Origin of the sequence: Nocardia jinanensis (assembly GCF_014645735.1) — a bacterium.
In the GTDB taxonomy this organism is placed as follows: domain Bacteria; phylum Actinomycetota; class Actinomycetes; order Mycobacteriales; family Mycobacteriaceae; genus Nocardia; species Nocardia jinanensis.
Genome location: NZ_BMMH01000004.1, coordinates 281,320 through 304,728 on the forward strand (window position 1 = coordinate 281,320; position 23,409 = coordinate 304,728).

A 23,409-nucleotide genomic window follows, 5' to 3' on the forward strand; every position below is an offset into this window, starting at 1 on the left:
CGAAGCGAACTCTGATTCTCAGAGCGAGTGGGGAGCGGGAGCGCCGAGCCCGTGACGGACCAGCGACTGGGCGGTGGATATCACTGCGGTGATGGATCCGGAGCGGGGGCTCCACCACTCCGGAGTCCAGTTGAGCGCGCCCATGACGAGCATGCGTGCGACGCGCAGGTCGAGATCCGGGCGGATACTGCCCTCGGCGTGCGCCTGCTCGAGCAGCCCACGCCACAGTGCGAGGTACTCACCGCCTTCGGTGCGCAAGCGATTGCGGACCTCGTCGGGCAGTTGCCCCAGGTTCCGCGTGACCGCGGTGGCGAAATCCGAGAGGTGTAGTTCGACATCGAGATGGGCCGCCACGGCGATACAGATGCGTTCCATTGCGGAGGTGTCTGCGGGTAGCTCGGCCAGGGCGGTCTCGACATGGTCGCGTAATCGCTGCTGACCGACCGCCATCACTTCGGCGATGAGTTCGTCTCTGGACTCGAAGTAGTAGTAGACCGCCGGTGCGCGCAACCCCGCCTGCGCCGCGATATCGGCGAGTCGAGTCTCGGAATAGCCTCTGGCGCTGATGACTCGAGCGGCCGCGGCCAGGATGCGATCTCGGGTTCCGGCGGCGTTGCCGTTTCGGGTTCGGCCCCGGCCCGTTGCCCGCCGGGCTTCTTGTCCGGGGGTCACGGCATCGAGTATCCGCCGCTCACCGAGAACACCTGACCGGTGACCTGGCGGGCGGCGGTCTCCGAACAGACCCAGGTGACCGCGGCGGCGATATCGTCGGCCACGGTCAAGCGGCGCAGCGGTATGCCCTTCTTCAGTGACTCGATCTGCTTCTCGTCGAAGACGGTGTCGCGGCCGGCCGACCACAGACTGGAAGAGCCGACCGCCGCGTCGTTTTCGGGGATGACGAGGCCGGGGCAGACGACATTGGAACGGATTCCATGGCGGCCGTGCTCTTTCGCGATCGTTCTCGCCAGCGCGATCACCGCCGCTTTCGTGGCGCCGTAGACGCCCTGGCGTATCTCGCCGAACGCGGCATCACTGGAGATGAAAACGATCGAACCGACGCCGGCTTCGCGCATGACGCCGAGGGCGGCCTGGCTACAGGAGATCGCGGCGAAAAGGTTGACCTCCACCAATCGCTGCCAGCGGGCACGGTCGGTGTCCTCGGCGATGAAGCCGGGGACGCTCCAGCCGGCGTTGTTCACCAGCACGTCGATACCGCCCCATTGCGCCACCAGGCCGGCGACCACATCTTCGGCGGCCCCGGGCCGGGTGAGATCGGCCTCGGCGATCTCACAGGCGGTGGCGCCCAGTTCGAGCGCCTCGGCCCGGACCTTGGCAGCTTGATCGCCGTCGATATCACAAATGGTCACGCGCGCGGCCTCCGCCGCGAAGCCGTGCACGATGCCGCGTCCGATATTCGACGCGCCTCCGGTCACCAGGACACGAGCCGCGCGCAGTCCGAGATCCATAGGTGTCTCCTCGTCGAGTCTGCGGTGGTTGACGTCCCCATGTTAGCTAATTTATCTTAGATTCGAAAATAGTTAACTTCGAACGGAGGGTGCATGAGGGTCTTCGACGGGATCGCGGAACTGGTGGCGGTGAAGGGTGAGCAGCTCGGGTCCAGTGACTGGCTGCTCATCGATCAGAAACGGGTCGACACCTTCGCCGAGGCCACCGGCGATCACCAGTGGATCCATGTGGACCCCGCGCGAGCATCCGACGGTCCCTTCGGGTCGACCATCGCGCACGGATTGCTGACGCTGTCGCTGCTGCCGTCTTTCCAGCACGAGATCTTCCGGGTCGACAACGTGACGATGGCGGTCAACTACGGTCTGAACAAGGTCCGGTTCCCCGCGCCGGTGCCGGTCGGTGCAAAACTGAGGGCGACCTCGTCGGTCGTGGAGGTGACCGAGCTGGACGGCGCGGCCCAGGTCACGCTGTCGACGGTCATCGAGATCGACGGCTCCGGCAAACCGGCCTGCGTCGTGGAGTCGGTCGTCAGGTACATCGCATGAGTGGCGGGCTGGTCGAGGGAAAAGCCGCGCTGGTCACCGGCGCCGCGCAGGGAATCGGATTCGAGATCGCGCGGCGGCTCGCCGAACACGGGGCGCGGGTCGCTGTGGTGGACCTGGACCGGGACCGCGCGCGAGCGGCGGCCGCCGATATCGGCGGCGGGGCCATCGCGCTCGGCTGCGATGTCACCGACGAGACCTCGATAGAGGAGTCCGTCGCCGCCACGGTGCGGGAATTCGGTTCGCTGGACGTTCTGGTGAACAACGCCGGAATCACCAGGGACGCGTCGTTGCGCAAGATGCGCGTGGCGGACTTCGAAGCGGTGATCGCAGTTCACCTCAAGGGCACCTGGCTGGGGGTGCGCGCGGCCGCGTCGGTGATGCGGGAGGCGGGTGCGGGTTCGATCGTGAACATCTCCTCGTTGTCGGGCAAGTCCGGCAATCCGGGCCAGACGAATTACAGCGCAGCGAAGGCGGGCATTGTCGGCCTGACCAAAGCGGCGGCGAAAGAGCTGGCGCACAAAGGTGTTCGTGTCAACGCGGTGCAGCCGGGTCTGATCAGGACCGCGATGACAGAGGCGATGCCGCCGGAGGTCTTCGCCGAGCGGGAAGCCGCGATCCCGATGAAGCGCGCCGGTGACCCAGCGGAAGTGGCGGGCGCGGTGCTGTTTCTGGCCTCGGACCTGTCCAGCTATATGACGGGCGCGGTTCTCGAGGTCGGCGGCGGGCGGCTGATGTGAGCGGCCCTGCCGAAGCCGGGGATCTGCTGGTCGATCGGCCCGCCGCCGGGATCGCGCGCATCACGCTCAACCGGCCGGAACGGCTCAACGCCATGACCACCGGCCTGCTCGATCGGCTGGTCCGCGCGCTCGACGAGATCGCCGGGGCGGGAACAGCACGGGTCGTCGTGGTGACCGGGGCGGGGCGGGGGTTCTGCGCCGGCTTCGATCTCGACGAGGTCGCCGAAACCCGTGACCAGGGTATTCCGGGCCTGCTCGCGCGCCAGGAACGCTGGGCGGACGCCGTGCGGCACGTGGTGGAGTTGCCGATCCCGGTGATCGCCGCGATCGACGGTCCGGCGGTCGGGGCGGGAATGTCGTTGGCGCTGGCCGCCGATCTGCGCGTGGCGACCGAGCGTGCGTCCATGGCCGCCGCGTTCGTCAAAATCGGACTGTCCGGCGCCGACCTCGGCTTGTCCTGGAGTCTGCCGCGCCTGGTCGGTGCCGGCCTGGCCGCCGACCTGATGTTGACCGGGCGCCGGATCGACGCCGCCGAAGCACTGCGCGTCGGCCTGATCAACCGCCTGTGCGCGCCGGACGAACTGTGGACGACCGCGGCCCGGCTGGGCGGCGAGATCGCCGCGAATTCGCCCTTCGGAGTGCGGCTGACCAAGCAGGCATTGCGCTACGGGGTGGACGCACCGGGGTGGTCCGCCGCTGTCGAATTCGAGAACCGCAACCAGCTCCTGGCCTCGCGGACCGCCGATATGGCCGAGGCGTTGACGGCGGTGCGGGAAAAACGCGCACCCATATTCGAGAACAGGTGAGTGCGATGAGCGAGGACGAATCGGCAGTCGTGACCGAAATCGACGGGAAGGTGGGGCACATCCTGCTGAACCGTCCCGAGGCGATGAATGCCATCACGGTCGAACTGGGGCGCCGACTCGACCACGCACTGCGGAGGTTGGCGGGGATCACCTCCGTGATCGTCATCCGCGGTGCCGGCGGGAACTTCTCGGTGGGCGGTGACTTCAATGAGCTGGAACGGCTGCGCGCGGCCGGACCGGAAGCGCTCGCACCACTGTTCGACAACTTCGCTCGCGCGTGTGCCACGATCGGTGAGCTGCCCGTGCCCGTGGTCGCAGCGGTCGAGGGTTATGCGATGGCCGGCGGTTTCGAGCTGATGCAGTCGTGCGATATCGCCCTGGTTCGATCCGACGCCCGGTTGGCCGACAACCACGTGAATTTCGGCCAGGTGCCCGGCGGCGGGGGGTCGGTTCGCCTGCCGCGGCTGGCCGGTCTGCCGCGAGCGCTGGGCCACCTGCTGAGCGGCGAGCGCCTGACCGGCGCGCAGGCAGTGGCGTGGGGGATCGCTTATCGCGACTTCGAGCCAGGGGAGTTCGAGTCCGGGATCGCGGAGTTCGCCGCTCGCCTCGCCACCAAGGCCCCTGCCGCGCTGGCCGGGATCAAGTCCCTGGTGCGCGCCGGAGTGGAACTGCCGCTCGACCGAGCGCTGCTGCGGGAACGCGACGCGGTGATCGCGCATGTGTCGGGTGCGGACGCCGCGGCGGGTATCGCCGGATTCACGACACGAGAGTGAGGAACCCCTTCGATGAGCACAGCGTTGATCGATTCCGGCCCGGTACTGCTGGACCTGGACGAGCACGGCATCGCGCGGCTGTCACTGAACCGTCCGGACGCCGCCAACGGCATGGATGTTGCGCTACTGCAAACGCTGCACCAGGCTGTCCTGCGTTGCCACGGCGAATCCGATGTGCGTGTGGTGATCCTGTCCGGCCGCGGCCGGCACTTCTGCGCGGGTGGTGACGTCAAGACCTTCGCCGAGAAGGGAACCGAGCTGCCCGACTATCTGCGCGAGGCCACCGCATGGCTGCAGATCGCGGTCTCCGCGCTCACCCAGCTGCGGGTTCCGGTGATCGCGGCCGTCCACGGATTCGCCGCGGGTGGTGGCGGTCTCGGACTTGTCTGCGCCGCTGATCTGGTCGTCGCGACCGAGTCGGCGAAGTTCATGTCCGGCGCAGTGCGCGTCGGCATGGCACCCGACGGGGGCGCGACGGCGACTCTCACACAGCTGGTCGGACTGCGTAAGGCGCTCGAGATTCTGCTGACCAACCCCACCCTGACCGCAGCGGAGGCTCGCGATATCGGATTGATCAACAAAGTGGTCTCCGACGACTCGCTGGACGACGAAGTGACGGTGCTGGCACGGACACTGGCCGATTCGGCGCCGCTGGCGCTGGCCGCCACCAAACGGCTGGTGTGGGGCGGTGTGGGTGCGAGTCTGGAGAACCAGTTGCCGCAGGAAGCGCGCACGGTTGCCGAACTGTCGGGCACCGCCGATGCGCGAGAAGGGCTCGCGGCCGTGCTGGAGCGCCGGGCCCCACGGTATTCGGGACGTTGAGCGTCCACGGGCCTACCAACGGAGGTGCAGCCCATGACAACATCCGATGATATCGCGATCGGCGATCGGCCACCGCTGAGGGAGTCGCTGTGGCAGCGCGACGAGTCGACTCCGCTGATCGACCACACCGTCGGCTCGTTGCTGGCCGATCGCGCGCGGGAGCGGCCCGGTGTGCTCGCCCTCGTGGGCACCGGGCACGGCGACGGAACGGAACGGCGGCTCACCTACGGTGAGCTGTTCGACGAAGCTGCCGCGGTATCGAAGGTGTTGCGCCGCCTCGCCGGGCCCGGTGAACCCGTGGCCCTGTGGGCCCCCAATGTCATCGAGTGGCCGATCATCGAGTACGGGGCCGCGCTGGCCGGTGTGATACTGGTCGCGCTCAATCCTGTGCTGCGCCAAGATGATCTGGCCTATGCCCTGAACCATTCCGGGGCACGGGTGCTGCTGCACGCGGACCGTAGTCGCGACTACGATATGGCGGCGGTGGTGGCCGCGGTGCTGCCCGGTTGCCGGGAACTGCGTCACGTCATCAGCCTGTCGGACTGGGCCGGGTGGCTCGCGGACGCGACGGGCGACGAACCGGGCCCGCTGCCCGCGGCGGACGATCCCGCGATGCTCCAGTACACCTCCGGCACGACCGGCAACCCGAAAGGTGTGCTGCTGCGCCACCGTTCTCTGGTCAATGTGGCGAAATTGACAATGGAAGCCTCCGGGCTGGAAGAAGGAGCGGTCTGCGTCAACCCGTTGCCGATGTTCCATACCGCGGCATGTGTGATCGGCACACTCGGGCCGCTGTGGTTGGGGACCGCTGCCGTGCTGGTGGAGCGGTTCGACCCGGCGGGCACCCTCGCGACGATCGCTCGCGAAGACGCTGCTGTCCTGTTCTTCGTCCCCACCATTCTCGGCGCGCTGGCGGACAAGGCGCGGGAGCTACCCGATCCGCCGCGGCTGCGCGCGGCACTCGGAGGCGCGGCGAATCTGCCGCCGGTGCTGATCGAGTCCGCGCGTACGGTGTTCGGCGCGACGGTGCTCAATCTGTTCGGTCAGACCGAACTCGCGCCCGTGCTGTCGATGACCCGGCCGCACGACAACTCGGCCGACCTCACCCGGACGGTGGGTAGACCATTACCCCAGGTGGATTGCAAGATCATCGATCCCGTGACGGGTGCGACGCAGCCGATCGATGTGCCCGGCGAGATATGTGCCCGCGGGTATCAGCAGTTCATCGAGTATCTCGGTGATCCTGTCGCGACCTCGCATACGGTCGATGCCGACGGCTGGGTGCATACCGGCGATCTCGGGGCGATGGACGAACGCGGCATGCTGACCGTGACCGGCAGGCTGAAGGAGCTCATCATCCGGGGCGGGGAGAACATCGCCCCCGCCGAAATCGAGGCGTGCCTGACCGAGCACGAGGCTGTGGCGCAGGCCGCCGTCGTCGGGGTCCCGGACGCGAGGTGGGGCGAGACCGTCGGCGCCGTGGTCCGGCTCGCGGGCCCGGCCCGCGCGGGCCTGCGCGACGAACTCGCCGAGCACTGCGCGAGCCGGTTGATTCCGGCGAAGGTGCCACAGCGGTGGGCGGTGATCGGCGAGTTTCCGATGACGCCGACCGGCAAGCTGCGCAAATTCGAACTCGCCGACGACCTGGTGAACGGCCGTCTGGATCCGCTGGCATGACGGTGCGATCCAGGACGGCACCGGGACACGAGGAAACAACCATGACTTCCGCCATCGACGTCCGGCGCGGGGTGCTGCGCGAGCGGTTTCCGCTATGGACGCCCCGGACACTGGGAAGCTGGCTGGACCTGTGCGCCGAGGACTATCCCGACCGTCCGTTCGTCATCACCGACGACCGGACGCTCACCTACGCGGAGACCGCGGCCTGGTCCGATCGGTTCGCGGCGGGACTGCGCGAACTGGGCGTGCGGCCGGGCGATCGGGTCGGCTTGTTGATGGCCAACCATCCGGAGTTCTTTGCGCTGAAATTCGCCATCGCCAAGGCGGGCGCCGTCGCGGTCCCGTTCAACTATCTGTACCGGGCGGCCGAATTGGCTTATGTGATCGAGCAGTCCGGTTGTTCGGTGCTGATCACCATGACCGAGTTCGCCGGGCTCGATTATCTGGCGATGCTGGACGAAGTGACGCAGGGCTGGCCCGAGGGACGCGCCACCACGCTTCCCGATCTGCGATATGTCGTCGTGTTCGACGAGAGCGGTCATCCGCCGGCACCCGGCGTGCTGACCATCGACGATGTCCATGAGCTGGGCGCAGGCCGGGCCCGCCCCGAGCCCGCGGAGCGGGGGCCGGACGATATCGCCGATCTGCTCTATACCTCCGGCACGACCGGCGCGCCGAAGGGCGTTCTGGTGACGCACGACGCGGTCCTGCGCACCGCCTATGCCTCCGCCCTGACCAGAGCGTTCGAGGACGGGCGCCGAATTCTCTTCTCGCTGCCCTCCTATCATATGTTCGCCTACATCGAGGGGCTGCTCGCGGCGATGTTCGTCGGCGGCGCGATCATTCCGCAGACCGCATTCGATTCCGTGCGGTACTTCGCGGGAATCCAACGGCACCGGGCCACCGATATCCTCTGCGTTCCGACAATGACCATCGCGCTGCTGGAAAGCGAGCGCAGGCCCGAATTCGATCTGTCCTCGCTGACAGCGATACTGTCGGGGTCCGCCCCCGCCCCGATCTGGCTGTGGGAACGAGCGCGGGACGAGCTCGGCGTCACCGAGATCGTCACCGGGTACGGAATGACCGAATGCGGTGGCGCGATGACGCTCACCCTGCCCGAGGACGATCTGCGCTACGTCGTGGAGACGGTCGGCAGGCCCAAGCTGGCGGGTGCCGCGGGAGTCGACGGCGCCGATGCCCTCACCGGGTACTCGACGGTCGATCCGGCCTCCGGCGCGCCGCTGCCCGCGCACCGGGAGGGCGAACTGGTCTCGGCCGGCCCGACGACCATGCGGGGATACTGGGGCAAGCCGGCGGAAACGGCCGCCGTGCTGCGCGATGGAGTGCTCCACTCCGGAGATCTCGGCCGGGTCCGCGAGGACGGCTACCTGGAGGTTACCGGGCGGACCAAGGAGCTCTACAAGAGCGGCGGCGAACTGGTGATGCCGAAGGAGATCGAGGATCTGCTCAGTGGCCACCCCGGCATCAGCCAGGCGTTCGCGGTCGGAGTTCCCGACCAGCGATGGGGCGAGGCGGGATGCGTATGCGTGGTCACGGCGCCGGGCGAAAACATATCCGCCGACGCGGTGATCGCCATGTGCCGCGATGAACTGGCTCGCTTCAAGGTTCCCAAACACGTGTTGTTCCTCACCGCGCAGGAACTTCCGACGACGGCGACCGGAAAAGTTCAGAAGCACGCGCTCGTGCGCTGGGCACAGGCGCGTCTCGCGCAGGCGGCCGGGGGAGGGGAGGGCTGATGCCGGTCGATGTCGATGCCGCGGACCTCGAGCTGCGCCGCTGGATACGGTCCGGCGATATGGTCGTGTGGGGACAGTCGTGCGCCGAGCCGCAGACCTTGACCGAGGCGCTGGTCAGTCAGCGCGCCGAGCTGGGTTCACTGCTCGGATTCCCCGGTATTCCGGCGACGAGAACGGTGCGGCCCGAGCACGGCGATCACCTGTCGCTGTTGTCCTACTGCGGGACAGGTTCGAACCGGGAACTGATTCGCGCCGGAATGCTCGATGTGCTGCCGTGCCACTATTCGGCGCTGCCTGCCCTGCTCGGCCAGGGACGCCATCGGGCCGATGTGGTCCTTGTGCAGGTGGCGCCGGAGGATGATCGGGGCAGGTTCAGCATGGCTGCCGCCAACGAATACCTCGGTGCGGCCATCGACTCTGCCCGGGTGGTCATCGCCGAGGTCAACGACCAGGCACCGGTGACCTATGGCGACCGAAGGCTACAGAGCAAGGATATCGATGTCGTCGTCCGGACCTCCCGGCCGCTTGCGCAGATGCCCGTGCGGCCGACTTCGGAGATCGCTCAACGCATCGCTGCCACGGTGGCCGAACAGATACCCGACGGTGCGACGCTCCAGTTCGGGATCGGCGCGATTCCCGAGGCGATTCTCGGCGCACTGCGGGGGCATCGGCACCTCGGGATCCACTCCGGCCTGCTGAACGATGCGGCAGTGGACCTGATCGAGGCAGGCGTGGTGACGAACCGCAGGAAGTCGGCCGATCCCGGGGTATCGATCGCGGGCGTGCTCATGGGTTCTCGCCGGGTTCTCGACTTCGCTCACCGCAATCCCAGGGTGGAGTTGCGAGGGACCGCATACACGCACGATCACGCGGTTCTGGCCGCACAGCGCCGCTTCACCGCGATCAATTCCGCGATCGAAGTGGATCTCACCGGTCAGGTCAATACGGAGGTGGCCGACGGCACCTACGTCGGCGCGGTCGGCGGCGGAACGGATTTCCTGCGCGGCGCGGCGCGGTCGGCGGACGGACTGCCGCTGGTCGCCCTGCCGGCGACCGCGGGGGGACGCAGCCGGATCGTGCGCGAACTGAACGGTCCGGTCAGTACTGCCCGGTCGGACGCGGGGGTGATCGTGACCGAGTTCGGCGTGGCGGACCTGCGCGGCGTGCCGCTGCGGGAACGCGCCGAGCGGATGATCGCGATCGCGCACCCGGATCATCGGACCGCGCTGGCGGAGTCCGAACAGAGAAATGAGGTTCTGGCATGAGACGAGCCGCGATCGTCGGTCCACTACGCACCCCGGTCGGTGGGTTCGGCGGTGCGCTGCGCCCACTGCCCGCCGAGGAACTGGCCGCTCTCGTTGTGCGAGAGCTGGTGTCGCGCAGCGGTATTGATCCGGAGCGGATCGATGACGTGGTGTTCGCCCAGTCGTATGCGAATTCGGAGGCGCCGTGCATCGGACGGTGGGCGGCCCTGCGCGCCGGGCTACCGATCGAGGTGCCCGGCTTCCAGCTCGACCGCCGGTGCGGCGGCGGGCTCCAGTCGGTCGCCACGGCCGCGATGCTGGTCCAGACCGGCGTCGCCGATGTCGTCGTGGCCGGCGGAGTGGAGAGTATGAGCAATGTCGAGCACTACACGACGGCCGCCCGCTGGGGTAGCCGGGCTGGCGGGATCGTGCTCCACGACCGCCTCGACCGGGGCCGTGAGCGCTCCCAGCCGGAGGATCGGTTCGGCCGCATCAGCGGGATGATCGAGACCGCCGAGAATGTCGCCCGGCTGCACAATATTTCGCGGGAGGATGCCGACGCCTACGCGGCGCGCAGCCAGCAGCGGGCCGCGAAGGCGTGGAACGACGGCCGGTTCACCGACGAGATCGTACCGGTGCCGGTACCTCAGCGCCGAGGTGAGCCCGTGGTGGTCGACCGCGACGAGGGCCTGCGGCCCGACACCACCGTCGAGGGGCTTGCCCGGCTGCGCCCGATCATGCCGGATGGCACGGTGACAGCGGGCAATTCGTGCCAGCAGAACGATGCCGCGGCGGCGTGCCTGGTGGTCGCCGAGGAGGTGCTCGCCGAGCTGGAACTGGAGCCGATGGCGTTCCTGCGCGGCTGGGCTGCCGCCGGTTGCGATCCGGCAACCATGGGATTGGGGCCGGTGCCCGCGGTTGCCAAACTGTTCGCACGCACCGGTGTCGGCTTCGACGATATCGATCTCATCGAACTCAACGAGGCCTTCGCCTGCCAGGTACTCGGCGTCCTCGCGGGCTGGGGTGTGTCCGATCGGGAGGTCGGTGATCGGCTCAATGTCAACGGTTCGGGCATTTCACTCGGGCATCCGGTCGGCGCCACCGGAGTCCGCATCCTGACCAGTTTGGTGCACGAATTGCGCAGGCGCGGGGGCGGTCTCGGACTGGAGACCATGTGCATCGGCGGTGGCCAGGGCATGGCCGCGTTGATCGAGGTCGTATGAAGCTGCAGGAGGTATCGACCATGGTGACCGGTGTGTCGTTGACCGGATACGCCACCTACGTGCCTGCTCATCGGCTGGACCGGGGTGAACTCGCCACCGCGCTGGGCGCGGGCAGCGGCAGGGGACAGCGTGTGGTGGCGTCGTTCGACGAGGACAGCACCACGATGGGTGTGGCCGCCGCCGCGCCGGTGCTGCGTTCGGCATCCGCCGCCCCGGCGGCCCTCTATTTCGCGACGACGTCCCCCGTCTATGCGGACAAGACCAACGCTTGTGCGGTTCATGCCGCGCTCGCGTTACCCGGCGAGACGTTCGCCGCCGATCTCGCGGGTTCGGCGCGATCGGCGATCGCCGGGTGGCGAGCCGCCGCGGCGACGGGCGGACTGCTCGTGCTGTCCGATGTGCGCATGGGGCGGCCCGGTTCGGCCGATGAGCGTGACGGCGCCGACGGCGCGGCCGCTTTCCTCTTCGGCGATCCGGCCGACGCGATCGCCGAGGTGATCGGCGAGTATTCGTTGTCGGCGGAGGTCTTGGACCGCTGGCGGGCGCCGGGCGATCCGCGCGGCTCGCAATGGGAGGAGCGGTTCGGTCTGGAGGCGTATCTCCCGCTGGCGAAACGGGTCGCGGGCGAGGCGCTGTCGGCAGCCGGGCTCGCCACCGCGGACCACCTCGTGGTCGTCTCCCCGAACTCGGCGGTGCGCAAGAAGGCGGGTTCCATTGCCGCTGCTATCCCCTTGGCGGAGGTGCCGCTCGGTCATGCGGGAGCCGTCGACTTCGGGTTCGGCCTCGCGCATGCCTTGGACATCGCGCGTCCCGGTGAGACGATTCTGCTGCTGTCGGTGGCCGACGGCTGCGACGCCGTCGTGTTGCGGACAACGCCGCGTCTGGCCCGGGGGCGCCAGGCGGTGCCGCTGCTGGCCCAGTGTGCAGGCGGTGTCCCGGTGAGCTATCCGACGTACCTGACCTGGCGTGGCTGGCTGGAACGTGAACCACCGCGAAGGCCGGAGCCGGACCGTCCGGCCGGTCCGCCGAGCGCGCGGGCGGCCGCGTGGAAGTTCGCGTTCTCCGGAAGCGTCTGCCGCCGTTGTGCTTTCGTGCATCTGCCGCCCGCCCGCGTCTGCAAGCGGTGTTCGGCAGTGGATGATATGGACCGCAAGCCGTTGAACGCGAGCACCGGAACTGTGGCGACCTACACCGTGGACCGGCTGGCGTTCTCCCCCTCGCCGCCGCTCGTCGAGGCGGTGATCGACTTCGACGGCGGCGGGCGATACACGCTCGAGGTCGCCGACGCACAACCCGATCAGCTCGCGGTCGGCACGGCGGTCGGCCTGACTTTCCGCAAGCTGTACGAGGCGGACGGGGTTCATAACTACTTCTGGAAAGCGCGCATCCTCGAGCCCGGCGAGCGCGCCTGGGAACCACCCGCCTCTCTGCAAGGAGTAACCCCATGAGCAGCAGTGGAATTCGCGATCGCGTCGCGATCGTCGGCATGGGCTGCACCCGCTTCGGCGAGCACTGGTCGGCCTCGGCCGAAGACCTGCTGGTCGACGCCGCCACCGAAGCAGTGCGGTCCACGCCGGGTATCGCGCTCGGCGATATCGACGCCTACTGGCTGGGTACCTTGGCGTCGGGGCAGTCGGGGCTCACGCTCAGCCGCGCCCTCGCGATCGACTACAAGCCGGTGACCCGGGTGGAGAACTACTGCGCGACCGGTTCGGAGGCCTTCCGCAACGCGTGTTACGCGGTGGCCTCGGGTGCCTATGACCGCGTGATGGCGATCGGCGTGGAGAAACTCAAGGATTCCGGTTACTCCGGGCTGCTGCGCACCGATCCGCCGAGTGACGGGACCGCGACCGAGCTGAGCTTGACCGCGCCTGCGGCCTTTTCGTTTCTGGACCCGGCCTATTGCGCCCGGTATGGCGTCGCCCCGGCCGATATGCGCGCCGCGATGACCCATGTGGCGTGGAAGAACCATTCGAACGGCGCGCTGAACCCCAAGGCGCAGTTCAGATCGGGGGTGACCAAGGAGGCCATCGAATCGGCCCCCAAGGTGGCGGGCCGACTGGGTGTGTTCGACTGCTCGGGCGTCTCCGACGGTGCGGCCGCCGCGCTGATCGTTCGCGCCGAGGACGCCCCGCGCTACACCGACCGGCCGATGTACGTGAAGGGGCTCGCCCTGGCGGCGGGCCCCGCCCTGGGGGCGACCGATCCGGGCTACGACTACACCACTTTCCCCGAGGTGGTCCGCAGCGCGCGCGACGCCTACGCCCAGGCCGGTATCACCGACCCACGCCACGAGATCTCGTTCGCCGAAGTACACGACTGCTTCACGCCCACCGAACTGGTCCTGATGGAGGATCTCGGTTTCGCGGAGCGGGGCACGGCATGGAAGGAGAGCCTCGACGGCGCCTTCGACCGCGGCGGCCGGCTCGCGGTGAATCCCGATGGTGGCCTGAAGTCGTTCGGGCATCCGGTAGGCGCCAGCGGATTGCGCATGCTGTACGAGTGCTGGCTGCAGTTCCGTGGTGCGGCGGGGGAGCGGCAGCTGCCGGATCCGACGTTGGCGTTGACGCACAACCTGGGCGGGCGTCCGGGTAGCTGCGTCTCATTCGCTTCGGTGGTCGGTGTCGCGCCGGGCTGACCGGGAGTCCCTTGACGCGGGCGTGTTATTTTATTTATATTCGATTAAATACTGGAGGTGGAGAGCATGACCGGAGTCGAAGGACGGGTCGTCGTCGTCACGGGCGCGGGCGGTGGTCTCGGGCGCGAGTACGCGCTGTTGCTCGCGCGTAGCGGGGCGAAGGTCGTCGTCAACGACCTGGGCGGCGCCCGCGACGGCTCGGGTGCGGGCACGTCGATGGCGGACGCGGTCGTCGAGGAGATCCGCGCCGGCGGCGGCGAAGCCGTCGCGAACTACGACAGTGTCGCGACCGAGGACGGCGGCGCCGGGATCATCGCGACCGCCCTGGACACCTTCGGTGCCGTGCACGGCGTCGTCAACAACGCGGGCATACTGCGCGACAAGGCGTTCCACAAGATGAGCGCCGATGAATGGGGCGCCGTGCTCGCGGTGCACCTGTACGGCGGGTATCACGTAACGCGCGCGGCGTGGCCGCATCTGCGGGAACAGGACTACGGGCGTATCGTGGTCGCGACCTCGACCAGTGGTATCTACGGCAACTTCGGTCAGTCGAGCTACGGCGCGGCCAAGGCGGGCCTGATCGGTCTGATCAACACGCTGGCGATCGAGGGAGCCCGGTACGGCATCCTCGCCAACGCCGTCGCACCCATAGCGGCGACGAGGATGACCGAGGACGTCGCGCCCGCGGAGGTGCTGGAAAAGCTGCCCGCCGAACAGGTCGCTCCGGTCGTCGGATATCTGCTCAGCGACGAGTGCACTGATACGGCGACCGTCCTGGTCGCCGGTGGCGGGCAGGTGCATCGCGTCCAGCAATTCCAGTCGAAGGGGCTGACCTTCACCGGAACCCCGTCGATCGAGGAAATCGGCGCCTGGTGGCCGCAGATCACCGATATGGACGGCGCGGTTCCCGGCACCAACCCGGTCGGCTGATTCATCCGGGAGAACGAGAGAGTGGGAACGGCATGACGATCGAGAACCTGACCGTGGTCGGAGCCAGCCTCGCTGGTTTGCGCGCGGTGGAGGCGGCACGCAAGGCGGGCTTCACCGGCACGGTGACCATGGTGGGCGCCGAAGAGCACCTGCCGTACGACCGGCCGCCGCTCTCGAAGGCCTATCTCGATCCGCTCGGCGACGGCGCGGAACCAGATTCGACACAGTTCAGGACGGAGGACTACCTGCGTTCCGAACTCGGCGTCGAACTGGTACTCGGAGCGCCCGCCACCGGCCTCGACGTCCACGAGCATGTGGTGGAAGTAGGCGGGGATCGTCAGGTTCCGTACGGCGCCTTGGTGATCGCGACCGGCGCGTCGGCGCGGCAGCTTCCGGGGGCGGAGGGACTCGCCGGGGTACACACCCTGCGCACCCTGGATGACGCGATCGCCGTGCGTGCCGCGCTGGAAGCGGGCGCGCGGACGGTGGTCATCGGAGCCGGGTTCATCGGATCGGAGGTTGCCTCGGGAGCGCGTAAACGTGGTCTCGAGGTGACGGTGATCGAAGCGCTGCCGACACCGCTGGTGCGCTCCATCGGCGAACTCATGGGCCCGTTGTGCTCGACACTGCATGTGCGCAACGGCACCGACCTGCGCTGCGGCGTCGGCGTGGCCGGGCTGGAAGGCAACGGCCGGGTCGAACGCGTCGTGCTCGCGGACGGGACGTCACTCGAGGCCGACCTCGTCGTCGTCGGAATAGGTGCGGTGCCGGCCACGGAGTGGGTCGAAGGATCCGGTGTGGCGCTGGACAACGGTGTGGTGTGCGACGAAACCTTGCGCTCGGGCATCGAGGGCATCTACGCCGCGGGCGATGTGGCGCGCTGGCACAACCCGCTGTTCGAGCGCTCGATGCGGCTCGAACACTGGACCAGTGCCGCGGAACAGGGGGCCTTCGCGGCCAGGAATGCCCTGAATCCCGTCGCCGCGAAGCCGTACGCGACCGTTCCCTACTTCTGGTCCGATTGGTACGACAGCAGGATCCAGTTCGTCGGTGTCCCGGCCACCGACGAAGTGCGTATCGTCGACGGCGACCTCGAACGGGACGGGCACTGTGTCGCCCTGTACCGGGAAGGTGACCGGCTGGCCGGCGCCCTGACGATCAACGGGCAGTCGGTCATCATGAAGTACCGGGGGCTGTTGATGAAGCGCACCGGCTGGGCCGATGCCCTGGCCTTCGCCGAGACGAAGCGTCGCGCACCGATCTCCTGAGAGTTGCCGAGCCCGACGTCCTGGCGTTTACCGCGAGTGCCGGAGGTGGTCGGTGAGATGCCGCACGACCCGGATCCCGCCGGGTCGTGCGGCTGGATCTCGACCGCCCCGACGGCTCGACACGCACATCGGATCATGCAGGTTCACGCGCACGGGCGCGGTTCACCGGAAGACCGGCGCCGAGCCGTGCCGGCGTGTCCGGTCCGGCAGGCTCGCCCTGTGCCGGACCGCAAGCGCAGGCACGCCCGTTCGATCTTCCGCAGTCTCGGTCCGATACTCGATTTCCAGTGTGAAAGTTCTGAGGTCGAACAATTCGCCGAGGCGATAGGCGAGCGCCGGGCCGATATCGATGTCACGCTCGACTACGACGTCCCGATATGCCTTCGTTGCCCGGTCGGCGCCTGCGGGCCTCAGGATAAGTGTGGTCGGGGGTTTCGTCGAGTGTGGACCCCGCTCGATCTGCGCACCCGGGCATATGTGTCGGTACGGCAAGGGGCGCCCGCACACGGTGCGGGCGCCCCTTGCGCTCAGTCGCCGAGCCCCCCGCGAGTGACGAGCTGTCCGACGATGACGTTGCGCTGGATCTCGTTGGTACCTTCCCCGACGATCATCAGCGGCGCGTCTCGGAAGTAGCGTTCGACGTCGTATTCGGTCGAATAGCCGTATCCGCCGTGGATGCGTACGGCGTTCAGCGCGATCTCCATGGCGACCTCGGAGGCGTAGAGCTTGGCCATCCCCGCCTCCATATCGCAGCGCAACCCCGCGTCGAAGCGTTCGGCCGCGTGCAGCACCAGCTGGCGGGCGGCCGTGAGCTTGGTGGCCATATCCGCGAGGTAGTGGCCGATCGCCTGGTGCTGCCAGATCTGCTTGCCGAAGCTCTCGCGCTGCTGCGCGTAGGCGAACGCATCGTCGAAGGCCGCGCGCGCCACGCCGAGGGCGCGGGAAGCGACCTGGATACGCCCGGTTTCCAGGCCCTTCATCATCTGCGAGAAGCCGCGGCCCTCGACCCCGCCGAGCACGGCACCGGCGGGCGCGCGGTAGCCGTCGAACGACAGCTCGCAGCTCTCGACGCCCTTGTATCCCAGCTTGGGAAGATCGCGCGACACCGTGAATCCGTCGCCCGGTTCGACGAGCAGAATGCTGATTCCCCGATGCCGGGGGGAGGCCTCGGGGTCGGTCTTACACAGCAACGCGGTCAGCTGGGAGCGCCGGGCGTTGCTGATCCAGGTCTTCGAGCCGTTGACTACATACGAATCACCGTCGCGCCGGGCGACGGTGCGCATGGCTTGCAGGTCCGACCCGCCGCCGGGTTCGGTCAGCGCCATGGTCGCGCGGATTTCCCCAGTGGCCATACGCGGCAGATACCGCTGCTTCTGTTCTTCGGTACCGAAGGCAACCAGCAGTTTCGATACCACCGTATGCCCGCCCATGGCTCCGGCCAAGCTCATCCAGCCGCGGGCCAGCTCCTCGGTGACCGCGACATAGCACGGGGTCGATACCGGCGCTTCACCATAGGGTTCGGGGATCGCGAGTCCGAAGATCCCGAGCTGCTTCATCTGCTCGATCAGTTTCTCCGGGTACTCGTTCGCGTGTTCGAGGTCTCGGACGACCGGCCTGACCTCTCGGTCGACCCAATCGCTCACGGTCGCTACGACGGCCTGTTCCTCGGCGGACAACGGGGCCACGACGTCTCCTTCACTGCGGCGGCACTCTGACCATTGAGTTTAACATGTATTAAATTTATCGGCTTGAGTGAAGTCGGGAGCGGCTGATGGGTCGTGGACTACTCGGCACACCCGGCGATCCGGGCGAGTCCCGGTCATTCGTATGTCGAAGTGGGCTGATGGTCACTTCGATCGGACTGTGATCCGGTCTACCGCTCGACCCGGAGGCGGCCGCATTAGCGCCCTGAGGTCTAATATTAATTAAATTAATGAGGAGGTTTGATGAGTGGAATCGGTTCGACCGGGCAGCGGGCGTGCCTGGCGGTCCCCGGTGCCGACGAGCGAAAGCTGGCGAAGGCCGCCGCGCTCGATGCCGACGAGATCGTGATCGATCTCGAGGACGCGGTGGCCCCGGCGGGCAAACGTGCCGCTCGCGCGGCGGTCGCGTCGTGGCTGTCGTCCGGCGTACGCCTACGGGGACGCGTGGCCGTCCGGGTGAACACTCCCGGCACTTCGTGGTGCCACCGGGATATCGAGGCGTGCGTAAGGCTGGAGACCGTCCATTCGATCGTGGTTCCGAAGGTCGAGTCGGCCGCGGACCTCGCGTTCGTCGGCCGGTTGCTCGACGGGCTCGAACTCGAGGTGGGTCGCGAGCGCCCGGTCCGGGTCCAGGCGCTGATCGAGACGGCGGCCGGTCTGGCCGGTATCGCCGGCATCGTGGCGGCCACGCCGCGGTTGGACTCCCTGGTGCTCGGGTACGCCGACCTCGCGGCGTCGATCGGGCGTTCGGTGGCGGCCGGACCGGGCGCCTGGGTCGCGATCCAGGACACGGTGCTGGTCGCCGGTCGGCGCGCGGGACTAGCGGTCGTGGACGGTCCGCACCTGGGTGTTGCGGTGGACGATACCTTCCTAGCCGGGGTGCGGCATGCGGCCGACGCGGGATTCGACGGGAAATGGGTGATACACCCTGGACAGATCGACGCCGTCACCGCCGCTTTCACGCCTGCGCCGGACCGGATCGAGTGGGCCGAGCGTGTGGTAACGGCACTGTCCGAAGGTCACGGAAGCGGCGTCGGGGCGATCGATGTGGACGGGCAGATGGTGGATGAAGCTGTCGCGGCCGTCGCGCGTCGTGTACTCGCACGGGCGGATGGGGGACTGCGATGACCGCGGGTGACGGGCCGTACTTCGAAGACCTCGCGCGGGGGCAGGTCTTCGACTGGGCGCCCGCGGTCACGCTGACCGATGGCCATGCCGCGGTGCACCAGGCCATCGTGGGTGACCGATTGGCACTTGCGCTCGACCGTCCGCTGTGTGCGGAGGTCGTCGGCGCAGGGCCAATCGCGCATCCGGCGTTGGTGTGGGACACCGCTATCGGGCAGTCGACCCTGGCGACGCGACAGGTGAAGGCCAATCTGTTCTACCGGGGCCTGGCCTTCCGGCGCGTTCCCTTGATCGGGGACACGCTGCGGACCTGCACCGAGGTCGTCGCCCTGCGGCAGAACCGGTCCCGGCCCGGACGGCGCCCCACCGGGCTGGCCGCACTGCGGATCACCACCGTCGATCAGATCGGGCGGCCGGTGCTCGACTTCTGGCGGTGCGCCATGGTTTCGCTCGGTGATCCGGCGATCGAGACCGGCTATGACGACGATCTCGATGCGGTGGGCACCGACCGACCCGAAACAGATTGGACCGCCCTGGTCACCGATTGGCGACTCGACCGGTTCGCCGAGCGGATCAAGGGCTCCGGTCGACCACGGCCACAGGAGGGCAGCACTCACGCATGTGGTGGTGATGTTGTGTCCAGCGCACCGGAACTGGCACGTACAACACTGAATATCGCGGCAGTGCACCACGACGAGGAGGCCAGCGGTGGCACCCGATTGGTCTACGGGGGACACACCATCGGGGTGGCCCTGGCTCAGCTGACGCGCGCGTTCCCGAATCTGGTGACCGTCCTCGGCTGGCGCAGCTGCGACCATCTCGGACCGGTGCACGAGGGCGACACACTGCGTAGTTCGGTCACCGTCGACCGGGTGCGCCCGGGGCCCTCCGGTGGCGCGATCGTGGAACTGACCTCCTCGGTCGTCTCCGCGGCGGATCAGCCGGTGCTGAACTGGCGGCTCACGGGCCTCATGGTCTGAACGGTAGCGGCGCGGGCCATCCGGCACGGTGGTCCGCACCACCACTCGACCGCCGGATGCCGGGCGGACTCGGCAGGGTCAGCGGACACCCTCGTAGAACGTATGCCACACGACGCTGCTGAGGCCGTCGATGATCTCCGAGCCGTCGAACTGCGAATTGTCGCGTTCGTCGTGACCGAGCCATTGGTAGAGGCAGCGCTCGATCATCCAGGTGATCCAGGGAGTCACGCCGGGGACATCGACGTCCGAGCGGATGCTGCCCCGCCGTTGCTGATCGCGGAAGTGCTGGGCCATGTATTCGATCCGGCGGGCCATCACCTGCCCGTACTGTTCCCTGACACGTGGATCGTAGGCGGCGGCTTCACTGACAGCGGCCAGCATATGGCGGTGGGTGAAGTAGGCACATACGACTTGCCGGAGCGCTTCGGTCAGCACTGCGCGATTCGACTTGGGCGGGAGCTCCAGCCACGGCCGCGCCGCTTCGCCCATGATCACCGTGACATGATCGGCGAGCTCCAGCAGCAGTGCGCCCTTGTCCTCGAAGTACATGTAAAAGGTCGAGCGCGCGATATCGGCCTCTGTGATCAATTGTTCGACGCTGATCTCGGCGAAGCCGATGCCGGTGCCGAGGATGCGCTCGACGGAATGCAGCAGGCGCTGCGTGATCTGGTCGCGTCTCTCGGCCCGGGTCACCCGTGCCTTGCGAATGGTTGATCGCACTGTACGCACCCCCTTCTACCTCGACGTGATCGGATCAGTGTACGGCCGGGTACATCGTTCGATCGAGAACGAGCCGGCTGGATGGCGGCGTATGGTGGCTCGCGGTGCTGGGAGGGGCCACGCCATCGAGCCACCGGCCGAGTTGTCCACGGACCCGCGGACAACTCGGCCGGTGTGATCGGACTACTTGCCGTACGGCGGATAATCGGGCGAGGACGGGAAGCAGTGCAGCAACCCGGGGTCCTTCTCCACCAGGCGGTTCCAGTACTTCCGGTAATGCCGGAAGGTCATGAAGTCCTGGTCCTCACCGTAGACAACCTGGCCGTCGTATTCCCATTTCACCAGCGACCACCAGTTGAGGATATCGCTGTTGACCGGCCACTTGAGCCAGTTCATCGACTGGCCGACGGCGTGCAGCTCCCGGCCGAGCTCATCGACGGCGTCGATCACCTGGGTGAGCACCCGGCCGTCACGGCCGCGCTCGGCGCGCCGGGTCCCTTCGACTACCCGCGCCTTGATGCCGTCGCGGATGTAGAAGCCGGTCGTCACGGTTTCGGTGGTGCCCTCGATGGGGTCCTCATCGAACGACAGCGTGGTCTGCGGGTCGTAGAGGTGCCATCCGCTGTCCGCCGAGGCGAAAACATATGGCCAGCCCGCGCGCAGCGGGTCCTTGATATCCGCGTGCCGTGGGCCCCAGCCGCGGTCGCGCAGCGCGCCGCAGTCGATGTCGAGTACTTCACCGTCGATTTCGACGGTTCCGCGGAATCGTCCTGCCTGCTCGTAATGGCCGACCGAGAATTCACCGTCCTTGGATACCCAGTTGGCGATGCCTGGATCTTCGTCGCCGGTTTTCGAGAGCTTCATGTAGTGCGGTTCGGCCACGGCGGTCCAGGTGAGATCGATCTTGACGCCGTGGCGGTCGTATCCGAACCGGTATTCGCGCTGCGGTTCGATCATCTTGCAGCTCAGCGAGTTCGACAACTCGAAGTTGAACATCTCGGCATCCGGCGGGATGGCGAGATGCTGGTCCCAGCCGTAGTACCGGCAGTTGTATACGTCCTCGCCGGTGTGATCCCAGATCGCCGGGCCGGCCACGACGAGGTTCATATTCGGCCGGAAGTAGAAGTAGATGAACCCGCACAGGTTCCGCTCCGGAACAGTGAAACCGAGCAGACTGTTCTCGCTCCAATAGGGGTCGTCGCTGCGTTTGTGGAAATACTCGTCAGCGGCGTTGACCTCGTCGCTCCAGCCCATTCCTACTCCTTGTGCGTTGGTGTGTCCCTACGGCGAGCGATGCCGAGGCGATCGGGGAAGCTGCCCGCCAGGGGCAGCGGCAGATGGCTGTTCGATCCCCGTCCGAGCGATATCCGCTCGCACGTTCCGTCGTGAACGGCGTATTCACCGTAGGCATCGAGCCGGACGAAGGTCAAGAAGAATTCTAATATCACTTCACAAAATCCTTCGAGGATCATGCCCGTCCCGGGCCGGATCCGGCCGCTGCGCTCCGACCTTCGGCGACGGCATTCGGCTGGTTCCGCTGAGTGCGCCCGGGCTTGAACGCGGCGGAACGGCGCGTTCCGGCGGAACCGGCGGCTCGACTCAGTCCTGTGATGATCTTGCTACGACCGGCAGATTTGCCGATTCTCTGCAGGGTGCGAGCCCGATGTGGTGTGGTCGTAGGTGGAGTGCATCGCAGCCGATCGAGGTGTGAATAAGGGGTGTGATTGACAACACTCCGATAGCCGTACATACTGTTCGAACGCTTCATGCGAACCCGATGCATCTGGGGTATTGAATCTAGTTTTTATTAGAAAAATGGCGATCTGATCGGGCCGAGCCCGGTCGTCATTGCGACACCAGGAGAGATACGAATGACGCAGTCCGCTACCCCGGGCACCGTTGCCCGGGATCCCATCCCCGTGGCCGTCAACGCCGCTGATATGACTGTCGAATGGTTCCGGTCCGCGCTGGTGGATCACGTCGGGCCCGACTCCCCGGCGATCACCGCGGTCGAACTCGACCCGATCGGGGGCGGGCTGCTCGCGCGGATGGTGCGAGCTCAGCTGACTTATGCCGGTCCGACCTCGGCACCGGCGTCGGTGGTGGTGAAGTTTCCCTCTGACGACCCCGGCAGTTCCGGCCTGGCGCAGGCCATGGGGATGTACGAGCTGGAAACGGCCTTCTACCGGGACATCGCTCCGCTGCTGGCCGATATGAGTCTGCCGGCCTGCTATCACTCGTACTTCGATCCGGAGACGAACGCCTTCAATTTGGTTCTCGAGGATCTCAGTGGGCAGACCAGGCCCGGTGACGTCCTGCAGGCGAGCAGCCTCGACGACTGTGCGAGCGTGCTGGGTGAACTGGTGAACTTCCAGGCGCCGCTGTGGAACTCCCCGAAGGTGCAGGCACTGGAATGGCTGGCGAACCCGGCCAGGACGTTCGCGGTCTTCGACGGACTGACGATGGGTCTCGAGCCGTTCCTCGAACGCTTCGGCCATGGGCTCGAGCAGGATCATGTGAAGCTGTTCGAGTCGGTACTGCCCAGGGCCGGCGAGTGGGTTCGCGGCTGGCAGCCCCCGACGGTCGTGCAGCACGGCGACTTCCGGACCGACAACTTCCTCTTCGGGACCGACCCGGGTGCCGGCGCCACGGTCATCGACTTCCAGACCGTGCGGCTCGGCCCTCCCGGGGTCGATCCGGCATATTTCCTCGGTTCCTCGTTGCCGACCGAGACGCGACGGTCGGCCGAGCGGGATCTGATCGGTGACTACCACCGGAAGCTGGTCGCGGCCGGTGTGAGCGACTTCGATTTCGACGCCTGCTGGGCCTCCTACCGGGAAGGCGCCCTGTACGGAGTCTTCCTGTTCGTCGGCGCCGCCAGTCAGGTCGAATCGACCGAGCGCGGTGACCGCCTCATCGTCGATCAGATCCGCCGTTACGCCGATATGGCATTGGACCTCGACTCCGTCGGCGTAGCCGGCCTCGCATGACCCT

21 protein-coding genes are annotated in these 23,409 nt (G+C 67.4%); 16 read left to right on the plus strand and 5 right to left on the minus strand.

Annotation, left to right across the window (positions count from 1 at the left end; translation table 11 throughout):
• Positions 1-18 precede the first annotated feature (18 nt).
• Positions 19-672, minus strand: a complete 654-nt coding sequence (locus tag IEY68_RS12520) for a TetR/AcrR family transcriptional regulator (RefSeq protein ID WP_058854318.1) — start codon at positions 670-672, stop codon at positions 19-21.
• Positions 669-1,466, minus strand: coding sequence for an SDR family NAD(P)-dependent oxidoreductase (locus tag IEY68_RS12525; protein WP_058854317.1), 798 nt, complete (start codon positions 1,464-1,466; stop codon positions 669-671). The genes IEY68_RS12520 and IEY68_RS12525 overlap by 4 nt, the downstream gene beginning before the upstream one ends.
• 93 nt (positions 1,467-1,559) lie before the next feature.
• On the opposite strand from IEY68_RS12525, the gene IEY68_RS12530 reads away from it, so the two are divergent.
• From IEY68_RS12530 to IEY68_RS12590, 13 genes are all read left to right on the plus strand, one after another.
• Positions 1,560-2,012, plus strand: a complete 453-nt coding sequence (locus IEY68_RS12530; RefSeq protein WP_058854316.1) for a MaoC family dehydratase — start codon at positions 1,560-1,562, stop codon at positions 2,010-2,012.
• Positions 2,009-2,749, plus strand: coding sequence for a 3-oxoacyl-ACP reductase FabG (gene fabG / locus IEY68_RS12535; protein WP_058854315.1), 741 nt, complete (start codon positions 2,009-2,011; stop codon positions 2,747-2,749). The genes IEY68_RS12530 and fabG overlap by 4 nt, the downstream gene beginning before the upstream one ends.
• Positions 2,746-3,555, plus strand: coding sequence for an enoyl-CoA hydratase/isomerase family protein (locus IEY68_RS12540; RefSeq protein WP_063916489.1), 810 nt, complete (start codon positions 2,746-2,748; stop codon positions 3,553-3,555). Before fabG ends, IEY68_RS12540 begins: the two co-directional genes overlap by 4 nt.
• A 5-nt stretch (positions 3,556-3,560) precedes the next feature.
• Positions 3,561-4,328: an enoyl-CoA hydratase/isomerase family protein gene (locus tag IEY68_RS12545; protein ID WP_058854314.1), complete on the plus strand. Its 768-nt coding sequence runs from the start codon at positions 3,561-3,563 to the stop codon at positions 4,326-4,328.
• Between the two features lie 12 nt (positions 4,329-4,340).
• Positions 4,341-5,150 carry an enoyl-CoA hydratase/isomerase family protein gene (locus IEY68_RS12550; protein WP_058854313.1) on the plus strand — a complete coding sequence of 270 codons (810 nt, stop codon included), beginning with the start codon at positions 4,341-4,343 and terminating at the stop codon, positions 5,148-5,150.
• Between the two features lie 33 nt (positions 5,151-5,183).
• Complete coding sequence (locus IEY68_RS12555; protein WP_082681259.1) at positions 5,184-6,827, plus strand: class I adenylate-forming enzyme family protein; 1,644 nt, start codon at positions 5,184-5,186, stop codon at positions 6,825-6,827.
• Between the two features lie 41 nt (positions 6,828-6,868).
• Positions 6,869-8,584: an AMP-binding protein gene (locus tag IEY68_RS12560; protein WP_058854312.1), complete on the plus strand. Its 1,716-nt coding sequence runs from the start codon at positions 6,869-6,871 to the stop codon at positions 8,582-8,584.
• The gene (locus IEY68_RS12565) at positions 8,584-9,849 is read left to right on the plus strand and encodes an acetyl-CoA hydrolase/transferase family protein (RefSeq protein WP_058854311.1); all 1,266 of its coding nucleotides are present in this window, start codon (positions 8,584-8,586) and stop codon (positions 9,847-9,849) included. The genes IEY68_RS12560 and IEY68_RS12565 overlap by 1 nt, the downstream gene beginning before the upstream one ends.
• A complete protein-coding gene (locus IEY68_RS12570; RefSeq protein ID WP_058854310.1) occupies positions 9,846-11,051 on the plus strand; it encodes an acetyl-CoA C-acetyltransferase in 1,206 nt (401 codons plus the stop codon). Before IEY68_RS12565 ends, IEY68_RS12570 begins: the two co-directional genes overlap by 4 nt.
• 20 nt (positions 11,052-11,071) lie before the next feature.
• Entirely contained in the window at positions 11,072-12,499 is a 1,428-nt protein-coding gene (locus IEY68_RS12575; protein WP_058854494.1) for an OB-fold domain-containing protein, read from the plus strand.
• Complete coding sequence (locus IEY68_RS12580; protein ID WP_058854309.1) at positions 12,496-13,689, plus strand: acetyl-CoA acetyltransferase; 1,194 nt, start codon at positions 12,496-12,498, stop codon at positions 13,687-13,689. Before IEY68_RS12575 ends, IEY68_RS12580 begins: the two co-directional genes overlap by 4 nt.
• A 66-nt stretch (positions 13,690-13,755) precedes the next feature.
• Complete coding sequence (locus IEY68_RS12585) at positions 13,756-14,619, plus strand: SDR family NAD(P)-dependent oxidoreductase (protein WP_058854308.1); 864 nt, start codon at positions 13,756-13,758, stop codon at positions 14,617-14,619.
• Positions 14,620-14,651: 32 nt separating this feature from the next.
• On the plus strand, positions 14,652-15,887 hold the full coding sequence (locus IEY68_RS12590; RefSeq protein ID WP_058854307.1) for an NAD(P)/FAD-dependent oxidoreductase: 1,236 nt from the start codon (positions 14,652-14,654) through the stop codon (positions 15,885-15,887).
• Between the two features lie 527 nt (positions 15,888-16,414).
• Here the strand turns inward: IEY68_RS12590 and IEY68_RS12595 are convergent.
• Positions 16,415-17,572, minus strand: coding sequence for an acyl-CoA dehydrogenase family protein (locus IEY68_RS12595; RefSeq protein ID WP_058854306.1), 1,158 nt, complete (start codon positions 17,570-17,572; stop codon positions 16,415-16,417).
• A 261-nt stretch (positions 17,573-17,833) separates the two neighbouring features.
• Between IEY68_RS12595 and IEY68_RS12600 the strand changes: the two genes are divergently transcribed.
• Positions 17,834-18,718: an HpcH/HpaI aldolase/citrate lyase family protein gene (locus IEY68_RS12600; RefSeq protein WP_058854305.1), complete on the plus strand. Its 885-nt coding sequence runs from the start codon at positions 17,834-17,836 to the stop codon at positions 18,716-18,718.
• Positions 18,715-19,695, plus strand: a complete 981-nt coding sequence (locus tag IEY68_RS12605; RefSeq protein ID WP_058854304.1) for a MaoC family dehydratase — start codon at positions 18,715-18,717, stop codon at positions 19,693-19,695. The genes IEY68_RS12600 and IEY68_RS12605 overlap by 4 nt, the downstream gene beginning before the upstream one ends.
• A gap of 78 nt (positions 19,696-19,773) precedes the next feature.
• Here the strand turns inward: IEY68_RS12605 and IEY68_RS12610 are convergent, their stop codons facing one another.
• Positions 19,774-20,388 carry a TetR/AcrR family transcriptional regulator gene (locus IEY68_RS12610; protein WP_058854303.1) on the minus strand — a complete coding sequence of 205 codons (615 nt, stop codon included), beginning with the start codon at positions 20,386-20,388 and terminating at the stop codon, positions 19,774-19,776.
• Between the two features lie 210 nt (positions 20,389-20,598).
• Positions 20,599-21,669, minus strand: a complete 1,071-nt coding sequence (locus IEY68_RS12615) for a DUF7064 domain-containing protein (protein ID WP_058854302.1) — start codon at positions 21,667-21,669, stop codon at positions 20,599-20,601.
• Between the two features lie 617 nt (positions 21,670-22,286).
• Between IEY68_RS12615 and IEY68_RS12620 the strand changes: the two genes are divergently transcribed.
• Positions 22,287-23,405, plus strand: a complete 1,119-nt coding sequence (locus IEY68_RS12620) for a phosphotransferase (RefSeq protein ID WP_229718742.1) — start codon at positions 22,287-22,289, stop codon at positions 23,403-23,405.
• Positions 23,406-23,409 lie beyond the last annotated feature (4 nt).

Excerpts from the sequence above, each read along its gene's own strand:
- IEY68_RS12550 (WP_058854313.1), top strand. The coding sequence starts at position 4,341 with ATGAGCACAGCGTTGATCGATTCCGGCCCGGTACTGCTGGACCTGGAC.
- IEY68_RS12565 (WP_058854311.1), top strand. The coding sequence starts at position 8,584 with ATGCCGGTCGATGTCGATGCCGCGGACCTCGAGCTGCGCCGCTGGATA.
- IEY68_RS12580 (WP_058854309.1), top strand. The coding sequence starts at position 12,496 with ATGAGCAGCAGTGGAATTCGCGATCGCGTCGCGATCGTCGGCATGGGC.
- IEY68_RS12575 (WP_058854494.1), top strand. The coding sequence starts at position 11,072 with ATGGTGACCGGTGTGTCGTTGACCGGATACGCCACCTACGTGCCTGCT.
- IEY68_RS12620 (WP_229718742.1), top strand. The coding sequence starts at position 22,287 with ATGACGCAGTCCGCTACCCCGGGCACCGTTGCCCGGGATCCCATCCCC.
- fabG (WP_058854315.1), top strand. The coding sequence starts at position 2,009 with ATGAGTGGCGGGCTGGTCGAGGGAAAAGCCGCGCTGGTCACCGGCGCC.
- IEY68_RS12555 (WP_082681259.1), top strand. The coding sequence starts at position 5,184 with ATGACAACATCCGATGATATCGCGATCGGCGATCGGCCACCGCTGAGG.
- IEY68_RS12560 (WP_058854312.1), top strand. The coding sequence starts at position 6,869 with ATGACTTCCGCCATCGACGTCCGGCGCGGGGTGCTGCGCGAGCGGTTT.
- IEY68_RS12585 (WP_058854308.1), top strand. The coding sequence starts at position 13,756 with ATGACCGGAGTCGAAGGACGGGTCGTCGTCGTCACGGGCGCGGGCGGT.
- IEY68_RS12600 (WP_058854305.1), top strand. The coding sequence starts at position 17,834 with ATGAGTGGAATCGGTTCGACCGGGCAGCGGGCGTGCCTGGCGGTCCCC.
- IEY68_RS12545 (WP_058854314.1), top strand. The coding sequence starts at position 3,561 with ATGAGCGAGGACGAATCGGCAGTCGTGACCGAAATCGACGGGAAGGTG.
- IEY68_RS12605 (WP_058854304.1), top strand. The coding sequence starts at position 18,715 with ATGACCGCGGGTGACGGGCCGTACTTCGAAGACCTCGCGCGGGGGCAG.
- IEY68_RS12590 (WP_058854307.1), top strand. The coding sequence starts at position 14,652 with ATGACGATCGAGAACCTGACCGTGGTCGGAGCCAGCCTCGCTGGTTTG.
- IEY68_RS12530 (WP_058854316.1), top strand. The coding sequence starts at position 1,560 with ATGAGGGTCTTCGACGGGATCGCGGAACTGGTGGCGGTGAAGGGTGAG.
- IEY68_RS12615 (WP_058854302.1), bottom strand. The coding sequence starts at position 21,669 with ATGGGCTGGAGCGACGAGGTCAACGCCGCTGACGAGTATTTCCACAAA.
- IEY68_RS12525 (WP_058854317.1), bottom strand. The coding sequence starts at position 1,466 with ATGGATCTCGGACTGCGCGCGGCTCGTGTCCTGGTGACCGGAGGCGCG.
- IEY68_RS12570 (WP_058854310.1), top strand. The coding sequence starts at position 9,846 with ATGAGACGAGCCGCGATCGTCGGTCCACTACGCACCCCGGTCGGTGGG.